Source organism: Paenibacillus sp. (assembly GCF_035645235.1).
GTDB lineage: Bacteria > Bacillota > Bacilli > Paenibacillales > YIM-B00363 > Paenibacillus_AE.
Genome location: NZ_DASQMZ010000055.1, coordinates 1 through 15,223, shown reverse-complemented (window position 1 = coordinate 15,223; position 15,223 = coordinate 1). Strand labels below are relative to the sequence as shown.

Below are 15,223 nucleotides of genomic sequence, written 5' to 3'. Positions count from 1 at the left end.
CGCTCGGCGCCCGGCCCGATCGCGAGGAAAGAAGGACGCTGCTATGATTCCTAGAACATTAGTCGATTTAAATATCGCGGGCTTGCCCCGAGTCGAGACGGATGTCGTCGTCATCGGCTCGGGGATTGCCGGTTTATACACCGCTTTGAAGGCGGCGGACGCGGGTCAGCGCGTGACGATGATCGCGAAGAAGTCGTTGCTCGAGAGCAACACCCGGTACGCGCAAGGCGGCATCGCGGCGGTCATCTCCGACGAGGATTCGCCGTTGTACCATCGGCAGGATACGCTCATCGCCGGGGCAGGACTCTGCATGGCCGAGGCCGTCGACGTGCTCGTCCACGAAGGGCCCGACGGGGTGCAGGAACTAATCCGCTTCGGCACGAATTTCGACCGCGAGGCGGGGGGAGAGTACGCGCTTACGATGGAGGGCGCGCACAGCCAGCGGCGCATCCTCCATGCGCAAGGCGACGCGACCGGCGCGGAAATCGTGCGCGCGCTGGCGGAAGCGACCCGCAGCAGCGACCGGATCGAGGTGTGGGACGATCACTTCTGCCTCGACCTGGTCACGGAAAGCGGGGAGTGCTGCGGCGTCGTCGTGGAGCGTCCGAGCGGGGAGCGCGTGTTCGTCTCGGCGAAGGCGACGGTCCTCTGCACGGGCGGGGCGGGTCAGCTGTACCGGTATACGACGAACCCGGAGATCGCTACCGGCGACGGCATCGCCATGGCGTTCCGCGCGGGGGCTTACGTGCAGGACGTCGAGTTCGTTCAGTTCCACCCGACCGCGCTGACGTATCCGGGCGCGCCGCGCTTTCTCATCTCGGAGGCGGTCCGCGGCGAAGGCGCGGTGCTGCGCAATATTCGCGGCGAGCGGTTTATGGAGCATTATCATCCGCAGCTCGAGCTCGCGCCTCGGGACGTCGTCGCGCGGGCGATCGTCAGCGAAATCGACCGGACGAAGTCGACGTTCGTTTATTTGGATTTAACGCATGAATCGCAGGACGCGGTGAAGGCGCGTTTTCCGACGATTTACGAGTTTTGTCTTCGGTACGGGCTCGATTTGTCGAGCGATTGGATTCCGGTGGCGCCTGCGGCCCATTATATGATGGGCGGGGTGAAGACGGATTTGCACGGCGAGACGAACGTGAAGCGCTTGTTCGCGTGCGGCGAAGTGTCCTCGACGGGCGTGCACGGCGCGAACCGGCTGGCTAGCAATTCGCTTTCGGAAGCGATCGTGTTCGGGCGCCGCATCGTGGAGCGCATTCGGACGCTGCCGCCGCTTGGGGCGGAGCCGCAATTCCACGTCGAGCTCGGTCGGACGGAGCCGTCGACGCAGCCCGTCATCGAGAAGCGGCTGAAGCTGCAGAAGCTGATGCTGCGACACGCCGGTCTCGTGCGCAACGAGAAGGGGCTGAAGAAGGGGCTCGAGGAGCTGCGCAAGCAATCCTCGACCTTCTATGCGAAGCTGTCCGGCTGGGAACAGTATGAATACGCGAATTTATTGACGTTAGGGCTGTTGACGGTGCTGGCCGCGCTTCGGCGGGAGGAGAGCCGCGGCGCCCACTATCGGGAGGATTTCCCCGAGCGGGACGATGTCGTTTGGAAGAAGCATATCGTCCACCATCGGGAGTTCGGATTAGCGGAGGAGAGCTTGCAGCATGGTTGATACGGCGCCTGCATTAGACGCGGAATATATGAGAGAACGAATTAAAGCCTGGCTTCGGGAGGACCTCGGTCCCGGGGACGTCACGAGCTTATCGATCTTGCCGGACGGGCATCGCAGCCGTGCGGTCGTCCACGCGAAGCAGGCGGGCGTATTGGCGGGCTTGCCCGTCGCGGAAGCGGTGTTCGCGGAGGTCGATCCGGCGCTCGAGGTGCGCCGCGTCGCCGCGGAAGGGGGAGCGCTCGCCGTCGGCGACGTGCTGCTGGAGCTCGAAGGCAGCACGCTCTCGATTTTATCGGGGGAGCGGCTCGCCTTGAATTTGCTGCAGCGGTTGTCCGGCATCGCGACGGCGACGCGCGCGTACGTCGATGCGGTGCAGGGCGTGACGCCGCCGCCTCGCATCGTCGACACGCGCAAGACGACGCCGGGCCTCCGGGCGCTGGAGAAGTATGCGGTTCGCGTCGGCGGCGGTCACAATCATCGCTTCGGTTTGTTCGACGCCGTGCTGCTTAAGGATAATCACGTCAAGGCGGCCGGCGGCGTCCTCGAGGCCGTCGCCCGGGCGCGCGCGTATGCGCCGCACACGATGCGGGTGGAGATCGAGGTGGAAAGCCTCGAGCAAGTGGAGCAGGCGATCGAATCCGGCGCCGACATTATTATGCTCGACAATATGGCGCCCGCGACGATGCGGACGGCCGTGGAACGCATTCGGCAAGGGGCGCCGCGCGCGATCGTGGAAGCGTCCGGCGGCGTCACCTTGGCGACGGTCCGGGCGATCGCGGAAACCGGCGTCGACGTCATCTCCGTCGGGGGCTTGACCCACTCCGTGAAAGCTTTGGATATTTCCCTCGATCTTTTCGAAAAGAAGGGCGTCCGCGCATGATTCTCGTCGCGGACGTCGGCAATACGAACATCGTGCTCGGACTGTTCGACGGAGAGACGCTGCGGCGCCACTGGCGCGTCTCGACCAATCGTTCGTCGACGCCGGACGAGTACGGCATCCTGCTGGACAATTTGTTTCGCCACGCCGGCGTCCGCGCGGACGAGGTGGAAGGCGTCGCGATCGCCTCGGTCGTCCCCCCCGTCAACGCCACGCTGGATCAGATGTGCCGCGCTTACCTGGGCCGCGCGCCGATGTTCGTCGGGCCCGGCATCAAGACGGGGCTGAACATCCGCTACGAAAATCCGAGAGAGGTCGGCGCGGACCGCATCGTGAACGCCGTGGCGGGCATCGAGCGGTACGGCGGGCCGCTCATTATCGTGGATTTTGGAACGGCGACCACATTTTGTTATATTGATGAGAAGGATGAATATATCGGCGGCGCCATCGCCCCCGGCATCGGCATCTCGACGGAGGCGCTGTATCAACGAGCGGCCAAGCTGCCGAGGATCGAGCTCGCCCGGCCGAAAAGCACGGTCGGCCGGACGACCGTCGCGTCGATGCAAGCCGGCATTATTTTCGGCTTCGCCGGTCAAGTCGACGGCATCGTGGGCCGGATTCGGGAGGAGTTCGGAACCGCCCCTCGCGTCGTAGCGACGGGCGGGCTGGCCGAGCTGATCGCCGGGGAGTCGCGAACGATCGATACGATTCATCCGTTACTTACGTTGGAAGGCCTGCGCATCATTTATAACCGGAACGTCGGGAAGACGTAACGAAGACGCCGCTCGGGCGAAGGCAAGCAGGCGGAAGGAGAGAGCGATAACCGGTGAACGATTATTTGGCGCGGGCGACCGCGATGCAAGGGAAGGTGCGGCTGCTCGCCGCGAGAACGACCGGCATCGTCGAAGAGATTCGGCGCCGTCACGATATGTTCCCGACGGCGGCGGCCGCGGTCGGACGGACGGCAACGGCGGCGGCCATGATGGGCGCGATGCTGAAGGGCGAGGAGAAGGTCACGATTCAGGTGAAGGGCGACGGGCCGATCGGGCAGATCGTGGCGGACGCCAACGCGAAGGGCGACGTGCGCGCGTACGCGGACCATCCGCATGCGCATCTGCCGAGCAACCGGCTCGGGAAGCTGGACGTTGCCGGGGTCGTCGGGACGGAAGGGTTTATTTACGTCATCAAGGATCTTGGGCTGAAGGAGCCGTACCGGGGAAGCGTGCCGATCGTCTCGGGGGAGCTGGCCGAAGATTTTACGTATTATTTCGCGAAGTCGGAGCAGACGCCGTCCGCCGTCTCGCTCGGCGTACTGGTCGATATCGACTACTCGATCAAGACGGCCGGCGGCCTGATCTTGCAGCTGCTGCCCGGCCTTGCCGAAGAGGACGTTAACGAAATCGAGAAGCGAATTTCGCAAATGCCGCCGGTCACCTCCATGCTGGAGCGGGGACTGACGCCGGAGGATATGATGCGGGAGCTCGTCGACGATCTTTCCTCGCTGGAGACGATGGAGCTTCGGTTCCAGTGCTTCTGCTCGCGGGAGCGGGTCGAGAACACGCTCGTTTCGTTAGGCAAGGATGAGCTGGATGCCATTATCGAAGGGGACGGCGCCGCGGAAGTGGTATGCCACTTCTGCAACGAGAAATACGGCTTCGACCGAACGGAGCTGCAGACGCTGCGGGAGCGTCTGGACGAGGCCTAAACAAGAATCGGTGGGAGAGCGATGTCGAGAGAAAAATGGCTGTGGGGGCTTTGCGGGACGTTGACCGCGATCGCGGCCGTCTTGGCGTTCATGCTCGTCCAAGCGACGAAGCCGGCCGCGGACGCCCCGCCTGCGGGAGAGGTGCGTCCGGTCGACGGCGACGCAGGCCCCGGCGGCGGGGCCGGGGCGCCGGACGGCGGCGCGTCGGATGCCGGCTCGCCGGGCGGGCAGAACGGCCCCGACGACCCGAAGACGCGCAAGATCGCGCAAGCCGGCTCGGCGGTTCTGTACGAGGAAGCGTTCGTCCGGGGGCTTCGGGAGACGTTCGGCGCGGAGTACGCGCAGCAGTGGATGAAGCAAACGGTGGTGCGCTTGGAGGCGCAGGCGCTCGGCCTGAACGTATCCCGCGCCGACATCGACGAAGAGCTGGAACGGATGCAGGTCGGCTACGAGAGCGAAGCGGAGTTTTACCGGGTCATGCGGGAGCAGCTCGGGCTGACGGAGCAGGAGCTTCGAGAAGACGCGTTATATCGATTAATGCTGGAAGGCATCGCGACGGCGCAAGTGCAAGTGACGGAGGCGGACGTTGAAGCCTACATCGAGGCCCATCCCGAGGAATTCGCGCCGCTGCGGGATTTGCGGTACGCCCAAATCGTCGTCGGCTCGGAGGAGAGCGCCGCGGCCGTTCTTCGCCAGCTCGGCGAAGGCGTCGATTTCGAGCTGCTGGCGAAGGACGTTTCCTTGGATACCGCCACGGCGGCGGCCGGGGGGGATTCGGGCTGGATTCCGGAGGACGATCCGTTCATCCCGCCGGAAATCGCGCAAGCGCTGGAAGGCATGCGGGTCGGGGACGTCAGCCCCGCGATCCGTCTCGAGGAGGACGGCCGCTGGGCGGTCGTTACGCTGCTCGGCCGCCGTACGATCGATCCGCTCGACGATTCCAGCGTTCGGAAGGACTTGCGGCGGGAGCTGGCGCTGGCGGAGGCGCCGTCGTTGTTCGACGTCGAGACGATGCTGCTGCGAAAGTATAATGCAGTTGACTTTCTTGAAAGCGATTGATAAGATGGAGTCAAAACCTACCTATTTACTCGGATTAATAAGAATTGTGAGGAGGACTCATTCACATGGCTAAAATTGTCCAAAACATTACGCAATTGATCGGCGACACGCCTCTCGTCAAGCTGAACCGGGTCGTACCGGAGGACAGCGCGGAAATTTACGTGAAGCTCGAATACCAAAACCCGGGCGCGAGCGTCAAGGACCGGATCGCGATCAACATGATCGAAGCCGCGGAGCGCGAGGGCCGCATTCAACCCGGCGACACGATCATCGAGCCGACGAGCGGCAACACGGGCATCGGTCTGGCGATGGTCGCCGCGGCCAAAGGCTACAAAGCGATCCTTGTTATGCCGGAGACGATGAGCATCGAGCGGCGCAACCTGCTTCGCGCGTACGGCGCGCAGCTCGTCCTGACGCCGGGGCCGGAAGGCATGAAAGGCGCGATCAAGCGCGCGGAAGAGCTGCAAGCGGAAAACCCGAGCTACTTCATGCCGCAGCAGTTCAACAACCTGAACAACGTCGACATTCACCGCCGCACGACGGGACCGGAAATCGTCGAAGCGATCAACTCGCTCGACGGCAAGCTGGACGCGTTCGTCTCGGGCATCGGCACGGGCGGTACGATCACGGGCGCCGGCGAAGTGCTTCGCGAAAACTTCCCGGGCATCCACATCGTAGCCGTCGAGCCGGCGGCTTCGCCGGTGTTGTCCGGCGGCAAGCCGGGTCCGCATAAAATCCAAGGCATCGGCGCGGGCTTCGTCCCTTCGATCCTGAACACGGAAATTTACAACGAAGTCATCACGGTAGAAAACGACGACGCCTTCGCGACGTCCCGCCGCGTGGCGAAAGAAGAAGGCATCCTCGGCGGCATCTCGTCCGGCGCGGCGATTTACGCGGCGCTGCAAGTGGCGAAGAAGCTGGGCAAAGGCAAGCGCGTCGTCGCGATCGTGCCGAGCAACGGCGAGCGCTACCTGAGCACGCCGCTGTACAACTTCGAAGAAAACCAATAAGCATCGGCGCGGAAGCGCCGCCGCAACCGGGGTCCTCGGGAGCGGCGGCGCTTCTTCTCGTTCCCGCGCGGTCGAAGTGAAATTCGACGCGAAATGAAGTATACTGAGGCATAATTACGGACGAACGGCGGTTGCGGGCGATGGTACGGTATGAGGACTGGAAAGCATGGAACGGGCGGTACAACTGCCTCCCTTATATAGCGTCGCACGATTTGGCGGGGGCGCATATTCCCGGGTGGGACAAGCTTTGGAAGGAAGCCGGGGAGGCCGCAGTCGTGCTGGAAAGCGGGAAGGCCGGGCGATATACATTCGTAGGGGCGGAGCCCGTCGAATGGATGTCGGGCGGCTTGACGGGGGGCGAACGCCGGCGCGTCGCCGCCTCCCGTACGGGGGAGGATATCGTCGAACCGGTCGACGGCGCCCCGTTGGAAGTATTGCGGCGATGGATGGCCGAGTTTTCGGCGCCGCGCGCCGAAGCGCTGCCGAAGTTCGGCGGCGGGATCGCCGGATATTTGGCGTACGACGTCGCGCGAACGATCGAACGGCTGCCGGGAACGGCGGCGGACGATTCGCCGATCCCGGACTACTTCTTTTTCCGCTTGGAGAAACTATGGATTATCGATCATGTCGAGGAGAAGCTGCATTGCGTCGTCTACGACGTGCGTCCGGCCGAGGCGCCTCCTTACGGCGAAGAGGAGCTGCGCACGCATTACGCTTCGGCGCAGGCGAAGGCTGAGGACATGGCGGCCGCGTGGTCTCGATGGATGGAGGCGGCAGAGCCCGAGGAGAACGCGCTCGCGGCGGAACGCGTCGAGCTGGACATCGACGTCGAGCGGATGGACGGCCTCGCGCTGAGTTTGCCGAAGAAGGAATTCATGCGCGCGGTGGAGCGGGTCCGCGACTACATCGCCGCCGGCGACGTCTTCCAAGTGAATATCAGCGTGCGGCAGTCGAGGCCGCTCCGCGCCAGCCCCGAGCAGGTCTATGAAGCGCTGCGCCGGCTGAATCCGTCTCCGTATATGGCGTTCTTGCGGCTGCCGGGCGGGGCCCGCATCGCGTCCGCCTCTCCGGAGCTGCTCGTCCGCCTCGAAGGGCGGCGGCTGTCGACGCGGCCGATCGCCGGAACGCGTCCGCGGGGGCGGGACGAAGGGGAGGACGGCGCCCTGCGGGAAGAGCTGCTGCTCAGCGAGAAGGAGCGCGCCGAGCATATTATGCTCGTCGATCTCGAGCGGAACGATCTCGGCAAAATTTCGACGTTCGGCACGGTGCGCGTTAAAGAGCTTATGGCCGTGGAGCACTACTCCCACGTCATGCATATCGTCTCCGAAGTCGAAGGCGAGCTCGCTTCGGGGCGGGACGCGTTCGATTGCATCGCGGCCGTCTTCCCCGGGGGGACGATCACCGGCGCTCCGAAAATTCGCACGATGGAAATCATCGAGGAGCTCGAACCGACGCGGCGCGGGGCGTACACCGGCGCGATCGGGTGGATTGACTACGCCGGCAATATGGAATTAAATATTACTATACGCACGCTGGTCTACGCCGACGGAACGGCATACGTTCAGTCGGGCGCGGGCATCGTGATCGATTCCGATCCGGAGAAGGAGTTCGTCGAGTCGCTGAACAAGGCGAAGGCGCTGTGGAAAGCGGCGGAGCTCGCCGAACGGGCGGGATCGGAAGACCGGAGCGGAGCGAAGAAGAGCCGAGGAGAGAAGGAGGCGTTCGGAAAATGATTCTAGTCATCGACAATTACGATTCTTTCACGTACAACCTGGTCCAGTATTTGGGGGAGCTTGGCGAGGAGGTCGTCGTTCGCCGGAACGACGAGATCGATCTCGACGGCATCGCCGCCTTGAAGCCGGATCACATTTTGATTTCCCCGGGGCCGTGCACGCCGAACGAGGCGGGCGTATCGCTCGAGCTGATCGACCGGTTCAAGGGCGAAATTCCGATTCTCGGCGTCTGCCTCGGCCACCAGGCGATCGGCCAAGCGTTCGGCGGGGACGTCGTGCGCGCGGAGCGGCTCATGCACGGCAAGACGTCGCCGATCGAGCACGACGGCCGGACGATGTTCGAGGGACTGCCGAATCCGTTCACGGCGACGCGATACCACTCGTTGATCGTGAAGCGGGAGACGCTGCCGGACGAGCTGGAAGTTTCCGCTCAGACGGCCGAAGGCGAAATTATGGGACTGCGCCACAAGAAGTATCCGATCGAGGGCGTGCAATTTCATCCGGAGTCGATCATTACGGAGCACGGCTTAACGATGCTTCGGAATTTCATCGAGCGCACGCGGCGGACGGACGCCGAAGCATGAAGCTGTGGCGGAACGGAACGATATGCGATGAGAGCGAGGCCGTGATCCCGATAACCGATCACGGCTTTCTTTACGGCATGGGCTTGTTCGAGACGTTCCGAACGTACGGCGGGAAGCCGTTCCAGCTTCGGCGGCACATCGAACGGCTGCTCGCGGGCTGCGAAGAGCTGCGCATCGCGTACGCCCCCTCGGCGGAGGACGTCGCTCGCGCGGTGGACGAGACGATTCGCGCGAACGGGCTGCACGACGCCTACGTCCGCTGGTCCGTCTCGGCGGGATCGGCGCCGCTGGGCCTCCCGCCCGCCTCCGGCTACGAACGCCCGAACGTCGTCATTATGGCGAAGCCGCTCGGACCGCCGCCCGCGGCGCCGAAGGAGCTTCGTCTGCTCGCGCTTCGGCGCAGCGGGCCGGAAGGCATTGTGCGGCGCAAGTCGTTTCATTATATGAATAATGTGCTCGGCAAGTGGGAGCTGGCGTCGCGATTCGCTTCGCCGTCCGCGGAAGGCTTGTTCGCGGAAGCGTCCGGGAGCCTCGTCGAAGGCGTCGTCAGCAACGTCTTCTGGGCAACGGGCGGAACGCTGTATACGCCTTCCGTCGATACGGGCTGCTTGCCGGGGGTGACGCGGGACGTCGTGCTCGAGCTGGCCCGGGCGGCTGGCATCCCCGTCGAGGAAGGCTGGTACGGCTTCGAGGCGCTGGCCGAAGCGGACGAAGCGTTCGTAACGAATTCGGTGCAGGAGCTTGTGCCGGTCGGCTCGCTGTTCGACGACGCGGACGCGGTTCGAAGACGATGGGACGAGGCGCCGGGACCGATGACGAAGCGGCTGCAGTCGGCGTATCGAAGTTTAGCGGATCGAGGCGAATGGCTATGACGTGGCATCCCGACTTGGGTCGGCGCACCTTGATTATGGGCATCCTGAATGTAACGCCGGATTCGTTCTCGGACGGCGGCAAATACGCGACGGTGGACAAGGCGGTCGCGCACGCGCGACGGTTGGTGGAGGAAGGCGCCGACCTGCTGGACGTCGGCGGCGAATCGACCCGGCCCGGCTTCGAGCCGGTGTCCGCGGCGGAGGAGCTCCGCCGGGTCGTTCCCGTGCTCGAGGCGCTCCGCGAAGACGGCTGTCCCGTCCCGATCTCGATCGATACGTACAAGGGCGTCGTCGCCGAGGCCGCGCTGGACGCCGGCGCATCCATCGTTAACGACGTCTGGGGCGGAAGGAAGGATCCGTCGCTGCTCCGCGTCGCCGCGGAGCGGGAAGCCCCGGTTATTCTGATGCATAATCGGGAAAACATGGACTACGGGCCGGATTTCGTGAAGGATGTCATCGCGGACCTTCGCGCCTGCGTCGCCCGGGCGCTGGAGGCGGGCATCGCGGAGGGCCGCATCGCGCTCGACCCCGGCATCGGCTTCGCGAAGACCGCGGCGCATAATTTGGAGCTGATGGGCCGCCTCGACGAAATCGTCGAGCTGGGCTACCCGGTGTTGCTCGGCACGTCCCGCAAACGGTTCATCCGCGGAGTGCTGGACGCGGGGCCGGACGACGTCGTCGAAGGCACGATCGCGACGACGGTGCTCGGCATTCGCCAAGGAATCTCGATCGTGCGCGTGCATGACGTGCTCGCGAACGCGAAGGCGGCGCGCATGACGGACGCGATCGTCCGCGCGGCGACGCCGCGATGAAGGAGGATGGATCGTCTATGGATACGATGAAGCTGGAACGGATACAACTGTATGGAAAGCATGGCGTCTATCCGGAGGAAAACAGACTCGGACAACGGTTCTACGTGAGCCTTGAATTGAAGCTCGACTTGTCCGAGGCGGGGCGAACGGACGAGCTCGAGCGCACCGTCAACTACGCCGAGGTCTACGCGCTCGCGAAATCGGTCGTCGAGGGCGAGCCGTTCAAATTAATAGAAGCATTGGCAGAGACGCTCGCTACCCGCGTGCTTGACGCGTATGCTAAAATACAGGAGGTAACGGTTCGCGTCGTGAAGCCGCATCCGCCGTTCGATATCGTATTCGACGGCGTGACGGTGGAGCTGACGCGGCGCCGGACCGCAAGCTCATGAATACGGAAACGGCCGCGTATTTAGGACTGGGCTCCAACATCGGGGCAAGGGAATCGTCGCTCGCGGAGGCCGTTCGACGGTTGAACGCGCTGGAAGGGGTGCGCGTCACGGACGCGTCGCCGCTGTACGAGACGGATCCGGTCGGGTATACGGATCAGCCTCCTTTTCTGAATATGGTTTGCAGAATCGTAACGGCTTACTCCCCGGAGGCTTTGCTGGAGGCAACGCTGGGCATTGAACGAGAGCTTGGAAGAACGCGAGACGTCCGCTGGGGACCGCGGACGATCGATATCGATATATTGCTGTACGGCGACGCGACGATCGAGACGCCGGACTTGACCGTTCCGCACCCCCGGCTGGCGGAGCGGTCGTTCGTCTTGGTGCCGCTGATGGACGTCCTTCGCGAGGAAGAGCGCGACTGGCGGCCCGGCTTCCGGGAGCGCGTCGTCGACGGTGCGGGAGTGAGAATATGGAACAGCAGCAGTTGGCGGGCCGCATTCGGGCATTCCGAAAGCTGAAGGGCCTGACGCAGAACGAACTGGCGGAGAAGATTGGCGTATCGGTTGCGATCCTTGGCGCCGTCGAGCGGGGCACGCGCAAGGCGGAGCCTCGCTTGGTGCGGGAGATCGCCGCGACGCTGGGCATCGATAAGGATGAATTAAACGGAACGACAGGAGGGTATTAAGCAATGACGCAACAAGCGAGAACGCTGAAGATCGGCAACGTGGAAACGAAAAACAACGTCGTGCTCGCGCCGATGGCGGGCGTATGCAACCCGGCGTTCCGGTTGATCGCGAAGGAATTCGGCACGGGGCTCGTCTGCGCGGAGATGGTCAGCGACAAGGCGATCCTGCACGGCAACGCGCGGACGATGGAGATGCTGTTCGTCGACGAGCGCGAGAAGCCGCTGAGCCTGCAAATTTTCGGCGGCGACCGGCATTCGCTCGTGGAAGCGGCGAAGCATGTCGATAAGCATACGAACGCCGATATCATCGACATAAACATGGGGTGCCCGGTGCCGAAAATCGTAAGCTGCGACGCGGGCGCGCGGTGGCTCCTCGATCCGAATAAAATTTACGAGATGGTTTCCTCGGTGGTCGACGCCGTCGAGAAGCCGGTCACCGTCAAGATGCGGATCGGCTGGGACGCCGAGCATATCTACGCGGTGGAGAACGCGCAGGCGGTCGAACGCGCCGGCGGCAAAGCCGTCGCCGTGCACGGCCGGACCCGAGAGCAGCTATATACCGGCAAAGCCGACTGGGATATGATTCGGCAGGTGAAGGAAGCCGTGAGCATTCCGGTTATCGGCAACGGCGACGTGGCGACTCCCGAGGACGCGAAGCGCATGCTCGATACGACCGGCTGCGACGGCGTCATGATCGGCCGAGGGGCGCTGGGTAATCCATGGATGCTGTATCGGACCGTGCAATATTTGACGAACGGCGAGCTTCCGCCGGATCCCGACGCCGCGGAGAAGATGCGCATCGCGATGCTGCACCTCGACCGCTTAATCGCGCTCAAGGGCGAAGCCGTCGCCGTGAAGGACATGCGCAAGCACTTCGCTTGGTACTTGAAGGGGCTCCGCGGCGCCGCCGAAGTGAAAAACCGCATTATGGAAGTAACGACCCGCGAGCAGGTCGTCTCGATTTTGGACGACTACGTGGCGCGGCTTACCGACGGCTCGCTCGAAGCGGGTGCAGTTTCCGTTGTTTGACATTTGCTCCCCCTTGAAATATAATCGTCAATAAATTTAACGCCTGCTTGTGTTGATGCGGCCCCGCTGTTCATATAGTAACAACAAGTCCGGTAAGCGGCTAAGGGAGTACGGCCTTGCTATCATCTTTCGGATGACGCCGTTCCCCGGGGCGATTCAGTGCTTCTTCGCAGGTTACGCACAGAATCGCGAACAAATTTTTAGACGACGGGAGCTACTTGCAATGACGGAGAAAGAGGTCATTTTAACCCAAGAGGGGTTAAAGAAGCTGGAGGAGGAGCTGGAGCATCTAAAATCCGTGAAGCGGCGCGAGGTCGCGGAACGGATTAAGATCGCGATCGGCTATGGCGATATCAGCGAAAACTCCGAGTACGAGGATGCCAAGAACGAGCAAGCCTTCATCGAGGGGCGCATTATCACGCTCGAGAAGATGCTTCGCAACGCGCGCATCATCAATGACGAGGACGTCGATACGAATACGGTGAGCGTCGGCTCGATCGTCATCCTGGAGGATCTCGAATTTAAGGACACGGTCGAGTATTCGATCGTCGGGTCCGCGGAATCGGATCCGCTGCAAAACAAAATTTCGAACGAGAGTCCGGTAGGCAAGGCGATTCTCGGCAAATCGAAGGGCTCGATCGTCGATGTGAACGTTCCTGCCGGCGTCATTCAGTATAAAATTATCGATATTAAGAAGAAGTAATATAGCCCGACGAACCTTGAAAGCTTCCTCCGGAGGCTTTTTTGGTTCCTTGGGCTTGTCCTTCATTAATAGGAGTGAGAATTCATGAGCGATGTGGTTGGGCAACAAGAAACAGAGGTCAGCGAATTGCTGCAAATTCGGCGGGACAAGCTGGAGGCGCTGCGCGGTCTGGGCGTCGATCCGTTCGGGAAGCGCTACGAGCGTACGCACTATGCCGGCGACCTGTTGAAAGCGTATGGAGACGTATCGAAAGAGGGGCTGGAGGCTGCGCCGGTGGAGGTCAGCTTGGCGGGCCGCATCATGCAGAAGCGGGGCATGGGGAAGGCGTCGTTCGCGCACGTCCAGGATTTGACGGGCCGGATTCAAATTTACGCGCGGGAGGACGAGCTCGGCGGGACGCGGTACGAGGCGTTCGACCTGCTCGACCTCGGCGATATCGTCGGCGTAAGCGGCACTTTGTTCAAGACGAAAACGGGCGAGCTGTCCGTTCGGGCGAAATCGCTCGAGGTGCTTACGAAGTCGCTGTATCCGTTGCCGGACAAGTTTCACGGCTTGACCGACGTCGAGCTTCGGTATCGCCAGCGTTACGTCGATCTTATTACGAACCCCGACGTGCAGCAGACGTTCATTACGCGCTCCCGCATCATTCAGTCGATGCGCCGTTATTTCGACGGGCTGGGGTTCCTCGAAGTGGAGACGCCGACGCTGCATTCGATCGCGGGCGGCGCGGCGGCGCGTCCGTTCGTGACGCATCACAACGCGCTCGATATGCAAATGTATATGCGGATCGCGATCGAGCTTCATCTGAAGCGGTTGATCGTCGGCGGCCTCGAGAAGGTGTACGAAATCGGACGAGTATATCGGAACGAGGGCGTGTCGACGCGGCATAACCCGGAGTTTACGATGCTCGAGCTGTATGAAGCGTACGCCGATTACCAAGACATTATGAAACTGACGGAAAACGTCATCGCCCACATCGCGCAAGAGGTGCACGGCACGACGACGATCCAATACCAAGGCGTCGAGGTCAATTTGGCGCCCCCGTTCCGCCGCGCGCATATGGTGGATCTCATCAAAGAAGCGGTCGGCGTGGATTTCTGGGCGCACATGACCGACGACGAAGCCCGCGCGCTCGCGAAGGCGCATAAGGTGCCGGTCGAGCCGTCGCATTCGTTCGGCCATATCGTGAATTCCTTCTACGAGCAATTCGTGGAGGAGACGTTGATTCAGCCGACGTTCGTCTACGGGCATCCGACGGCCATTTCGCCGCTCGCGAAGAAGAATGAGGAAGACCCGCGATTCACGGATCGGTTCGAGCTGTTCATCGTCGGACGGGAGCATGCGAACGCGTTTACGGAGCTGAACGACCCGATCGATCAGCGGCAGCGTTTCGAAGCGCAGCTCGTCGAGCGGGAGCAAGGCAACGACGAAGCGCATGAGATGGACCATGACTTCATCCGAGCGCTGGAATACGGCATGCCGCCGACAGGCGGTCTCGGCATCGGCGTGGACCGTCTCGTCATGCTGCTTACGGACGCGCCTTCGATTCGGGACGTGCTGTTATTCCCCCATATGCGGGCCCGAGCAAGCGAATGACGGACGACGACGGTCTCCTGCGGGAGGCCGTTTTTCGTTTCGAAAAACAAAATTAAAAAAACACTTGCATTCATCTAGGCGCTTGTGATATATTATTGCTTGTCGCCGCGAGAACGGCGGTGCCGAAAGGCGAAGGATGCGGACGGAACGTAAAACCTTACCGCTTGCATCGCGCCGGACGGTATGATATATTAGTCTTCCGGCTTTGAGCCGGGGAGCTTGTTCCTTGAAAACCGAACATGAGCGAAATATGCTTTAGCTAGCTTGTAATGAGCGCAGTTGAACTACCCTTTTTGGAGAGTTTGATCCTGGCTCAGGACGAACGCTGGCGGCGTGCCTAATACATGCAAGTCGAGCGGATCTTATCCTTCGGGACAAGGTTAGCGGCGGACGGGTGAGTAACACGTAGGCAACCTGCCCTGAGGACCGGGATAACTGGCGGAAACGCCTGCTAATACCGGATAATCGATGGACCCGCATGGGTCGGTCGTAAAAGACGCTTCGGC

16 protein-coding genes and 1 rRNA gene are annotated in these 15,223 nt (G+C 62.3%); all 17 read left to right on the top strand.

Features of this window, described 5'->3' with window-relative positions; genetic code table 11:
• The first annotated feature begins 43 nt into the window (after positions 1–43).
• Positions 44–1,663, top strand: coding sequence for an L-aspartate oxidase (gene nadB / locus VEZ38_RS04745; protein WP_324892200.1), 1,620 nt, complete (start codon positions 44–46; stop codon positions 1,661–1,663).
• Entirely contained in the window at positions 1,656–2,543 is an 888-nt protein-coding gene (gene nadC / locus VEZ38_RS04740; RefSeq protein WP_324892199.1) for a carboxylating nicotinate-nucleotide diphosphorylase, read from the top strand. The genes nadB and nadC overlap by 8 nt, the downstream gene beginning before the upstream one ends.
• Positions 2,540–3,313: a type III pantothenate kinase gene (locus tag VEZ38_RS04735; RefSeq protein WP_324892198.1), complete on the top strand. Its 774-nt coding sequence runs from the start codon at positions 2,540–2,542 to the stop codon at positions 3,311–3,313. The genes nadC and VEZ38_RS04735 overlap by 4 nt, the downstream gene beginning before the upstream one ends.
• 83 nt (positions 3,314–3,396) lie before the next feature.
• Positions 3,397–4,245, top strand: coding sequence for an Hsp33 family molecular chaperone HslO (hslO, locus tag VEZ38_RS04730; protein ID WP_414694660.1), 849 nt, complete (start codon positions 3,397–3,399; stop codon positions 4,243–4,245).
• Between the two features lie 21 nt (positions 4,246–4,266).
• Positions 4,267–5,304, top strand: coding sequence for a peptidylprolyl isomerase (locus tag VEZ38_RS04725; protein WP_324892196.1), 1,038 nt, complete (start codon positions 4,267–4,269; stop codon positions 5,302–5,304).
• A 65-nt stretch (positions 5,305–5,369) separates the two neighbouring features.
• On the top strand, positions 5,370–6,314 hold the full coding sequence (gene cysK / locus VEZ38_RS04720) for a cysteine synthase A (RefSeq protein ID WP_324892195.1): 945 nt from the start codon (positions 5,370–5,372) through the stop codon (positions 6,312–6,314).
• Between the two features lie 140 nt (positions 6,315–6,454).
• Positions 6,455–8,047 (top strand): anthranilate synthase component I family protein, encoded by a 1,593-nt coding sequence (locus VEZ38_RS04715; protein ID WP_324892194.1) that lies wholly within the window; start codon positions 6,455–6,457, stop codon positions 8,045–8,047.
• Positions 8,044–8,631 (top strand): aminodeoxychorismate/anthranilate synthase component II, encoded by a 588-nt coding sequence (gene pabA, locus VEZ38_RS04710; RefSeq protein WP_324892193.1) that lies wholly within the window; start codon positions 8,044–8,046, stop codon positions 8,629–8,631. Before VEZ38_RS04715 ends, pabA begins: the two co-directional genes overlap by 4 nt.
• The gene (locus tag VEZ38_RS04705) at positions 8,628–9,503 is read left to right on the top strand and encodes an aminotransferase class IV (RefSeq protein WP_324892192.1); all 876 of its coding nucleotides are present in this window, start codon (positions 8,628–8,630) and stop codon (positions 9,501–9,503) included. Before pabA ends, VEZ38_RS04705 begins: the two co-directional genes overlap by 4 nt.
• Positions 9,494–10,315 (top strand): dihydropteroate synthase, encoded by an 822-nt coding sequence (gene folP / locus VEZ38_RS04700; protein WP_324892191.1) that lies wholly within the window; start codon positions 9,494–9,496, stop codon positions 10,313–10,315. Before VEZ38_RS04705 ends, folP begins: the two co-directional genes overlap by 10 nt.
• A gap of 17 nt (positions 10,316–10,332) precedes the next feature.
• Entirely contained in the window at positions 10,333–10,704 is a 372-nt protein-coding gene (gene folB, locus VEZ38_RS04695) for a dihydroneopterin aldolase (RefSeq protein WP_324892190.1), read from the top strand.
• Positions 10,701–11,222 carry a 2-amino-4-hydroxy-6-hydroxymethyldihydropteridine diphosphokinase gene (gene folK, locus VEZ38_RS04690; RefSeq protein WP_324892189.1) on the top strand — a complete coding sequence of 174 codons (522 nt, stop codon included), beginning with the start codon at positions 10,701–10,703 and terminating at the stop codon, positions 11,220–11,222. Before folB ends, folK begins: the two co-directional genes overlap by 4 nt.
• The gene (locus VEZ38_RS04685; RefSeq protein ID WP_324892188.1) at positions 11,174–11,389 is read left to right on the top strand and encodes a helix-turn-helix transcriptional regulator; all 216 of its coding nucleotides are present in this window, start codon (positions 11,174–11,176) and stop codon (positions 11,387–11,389) included. Before folK ends, VEZ38_RS04685 begins: the two co-directional genes overlap by 49 nt.
• Before the next feature lie 3 nt (positions 11,390–11,392).
• Positions 11,393–12,418, top strand: coding sequence for a tRNA dihydrouridine synthase DusB (dusB, locus tag VEZ38_RS04680; protein WP_324892187.1), 1,026 nt, complete (start codon positions 11,393–11,395; stop codon positions 12,416–12,418).
• A 223-nt stretch (positions 12,419–12,641) separates the two neighbouring features.
• On the top strand, positions 12,642–13,121 hold the full coding sequence (greA, locus tag VEZ38_RS04675) for a transcription elongation factor GreA (protein ID WP_324892186.1): 480 nt from the start codon (positions 12,642–12,644) through the stop codon (positions 13,119–13,121).
• Positions 13,122–13,205: 84 nt separating this feature from the next.
• Positions 13,206–14,717 carry a lysine--tRNA ligase gene (gene lysS, locus VEZ38_RS04670; RefSeq protein WP_324892185.1) on the top strand — a complete coding sequence of 504 codons (1,512 nt, stop codon included), beginning with the start codon at positions 13,206–13,208 and terminating at the stop codon, positions 14,715–14,717.
• 290 nt (positions 14,718–15,007) lie between these two features.
• A 16S ribosomal RNA gene (locus VEZ38_RS04665) occupies positions 15,008–15,223 on the top strand; the annotation flags it as partial.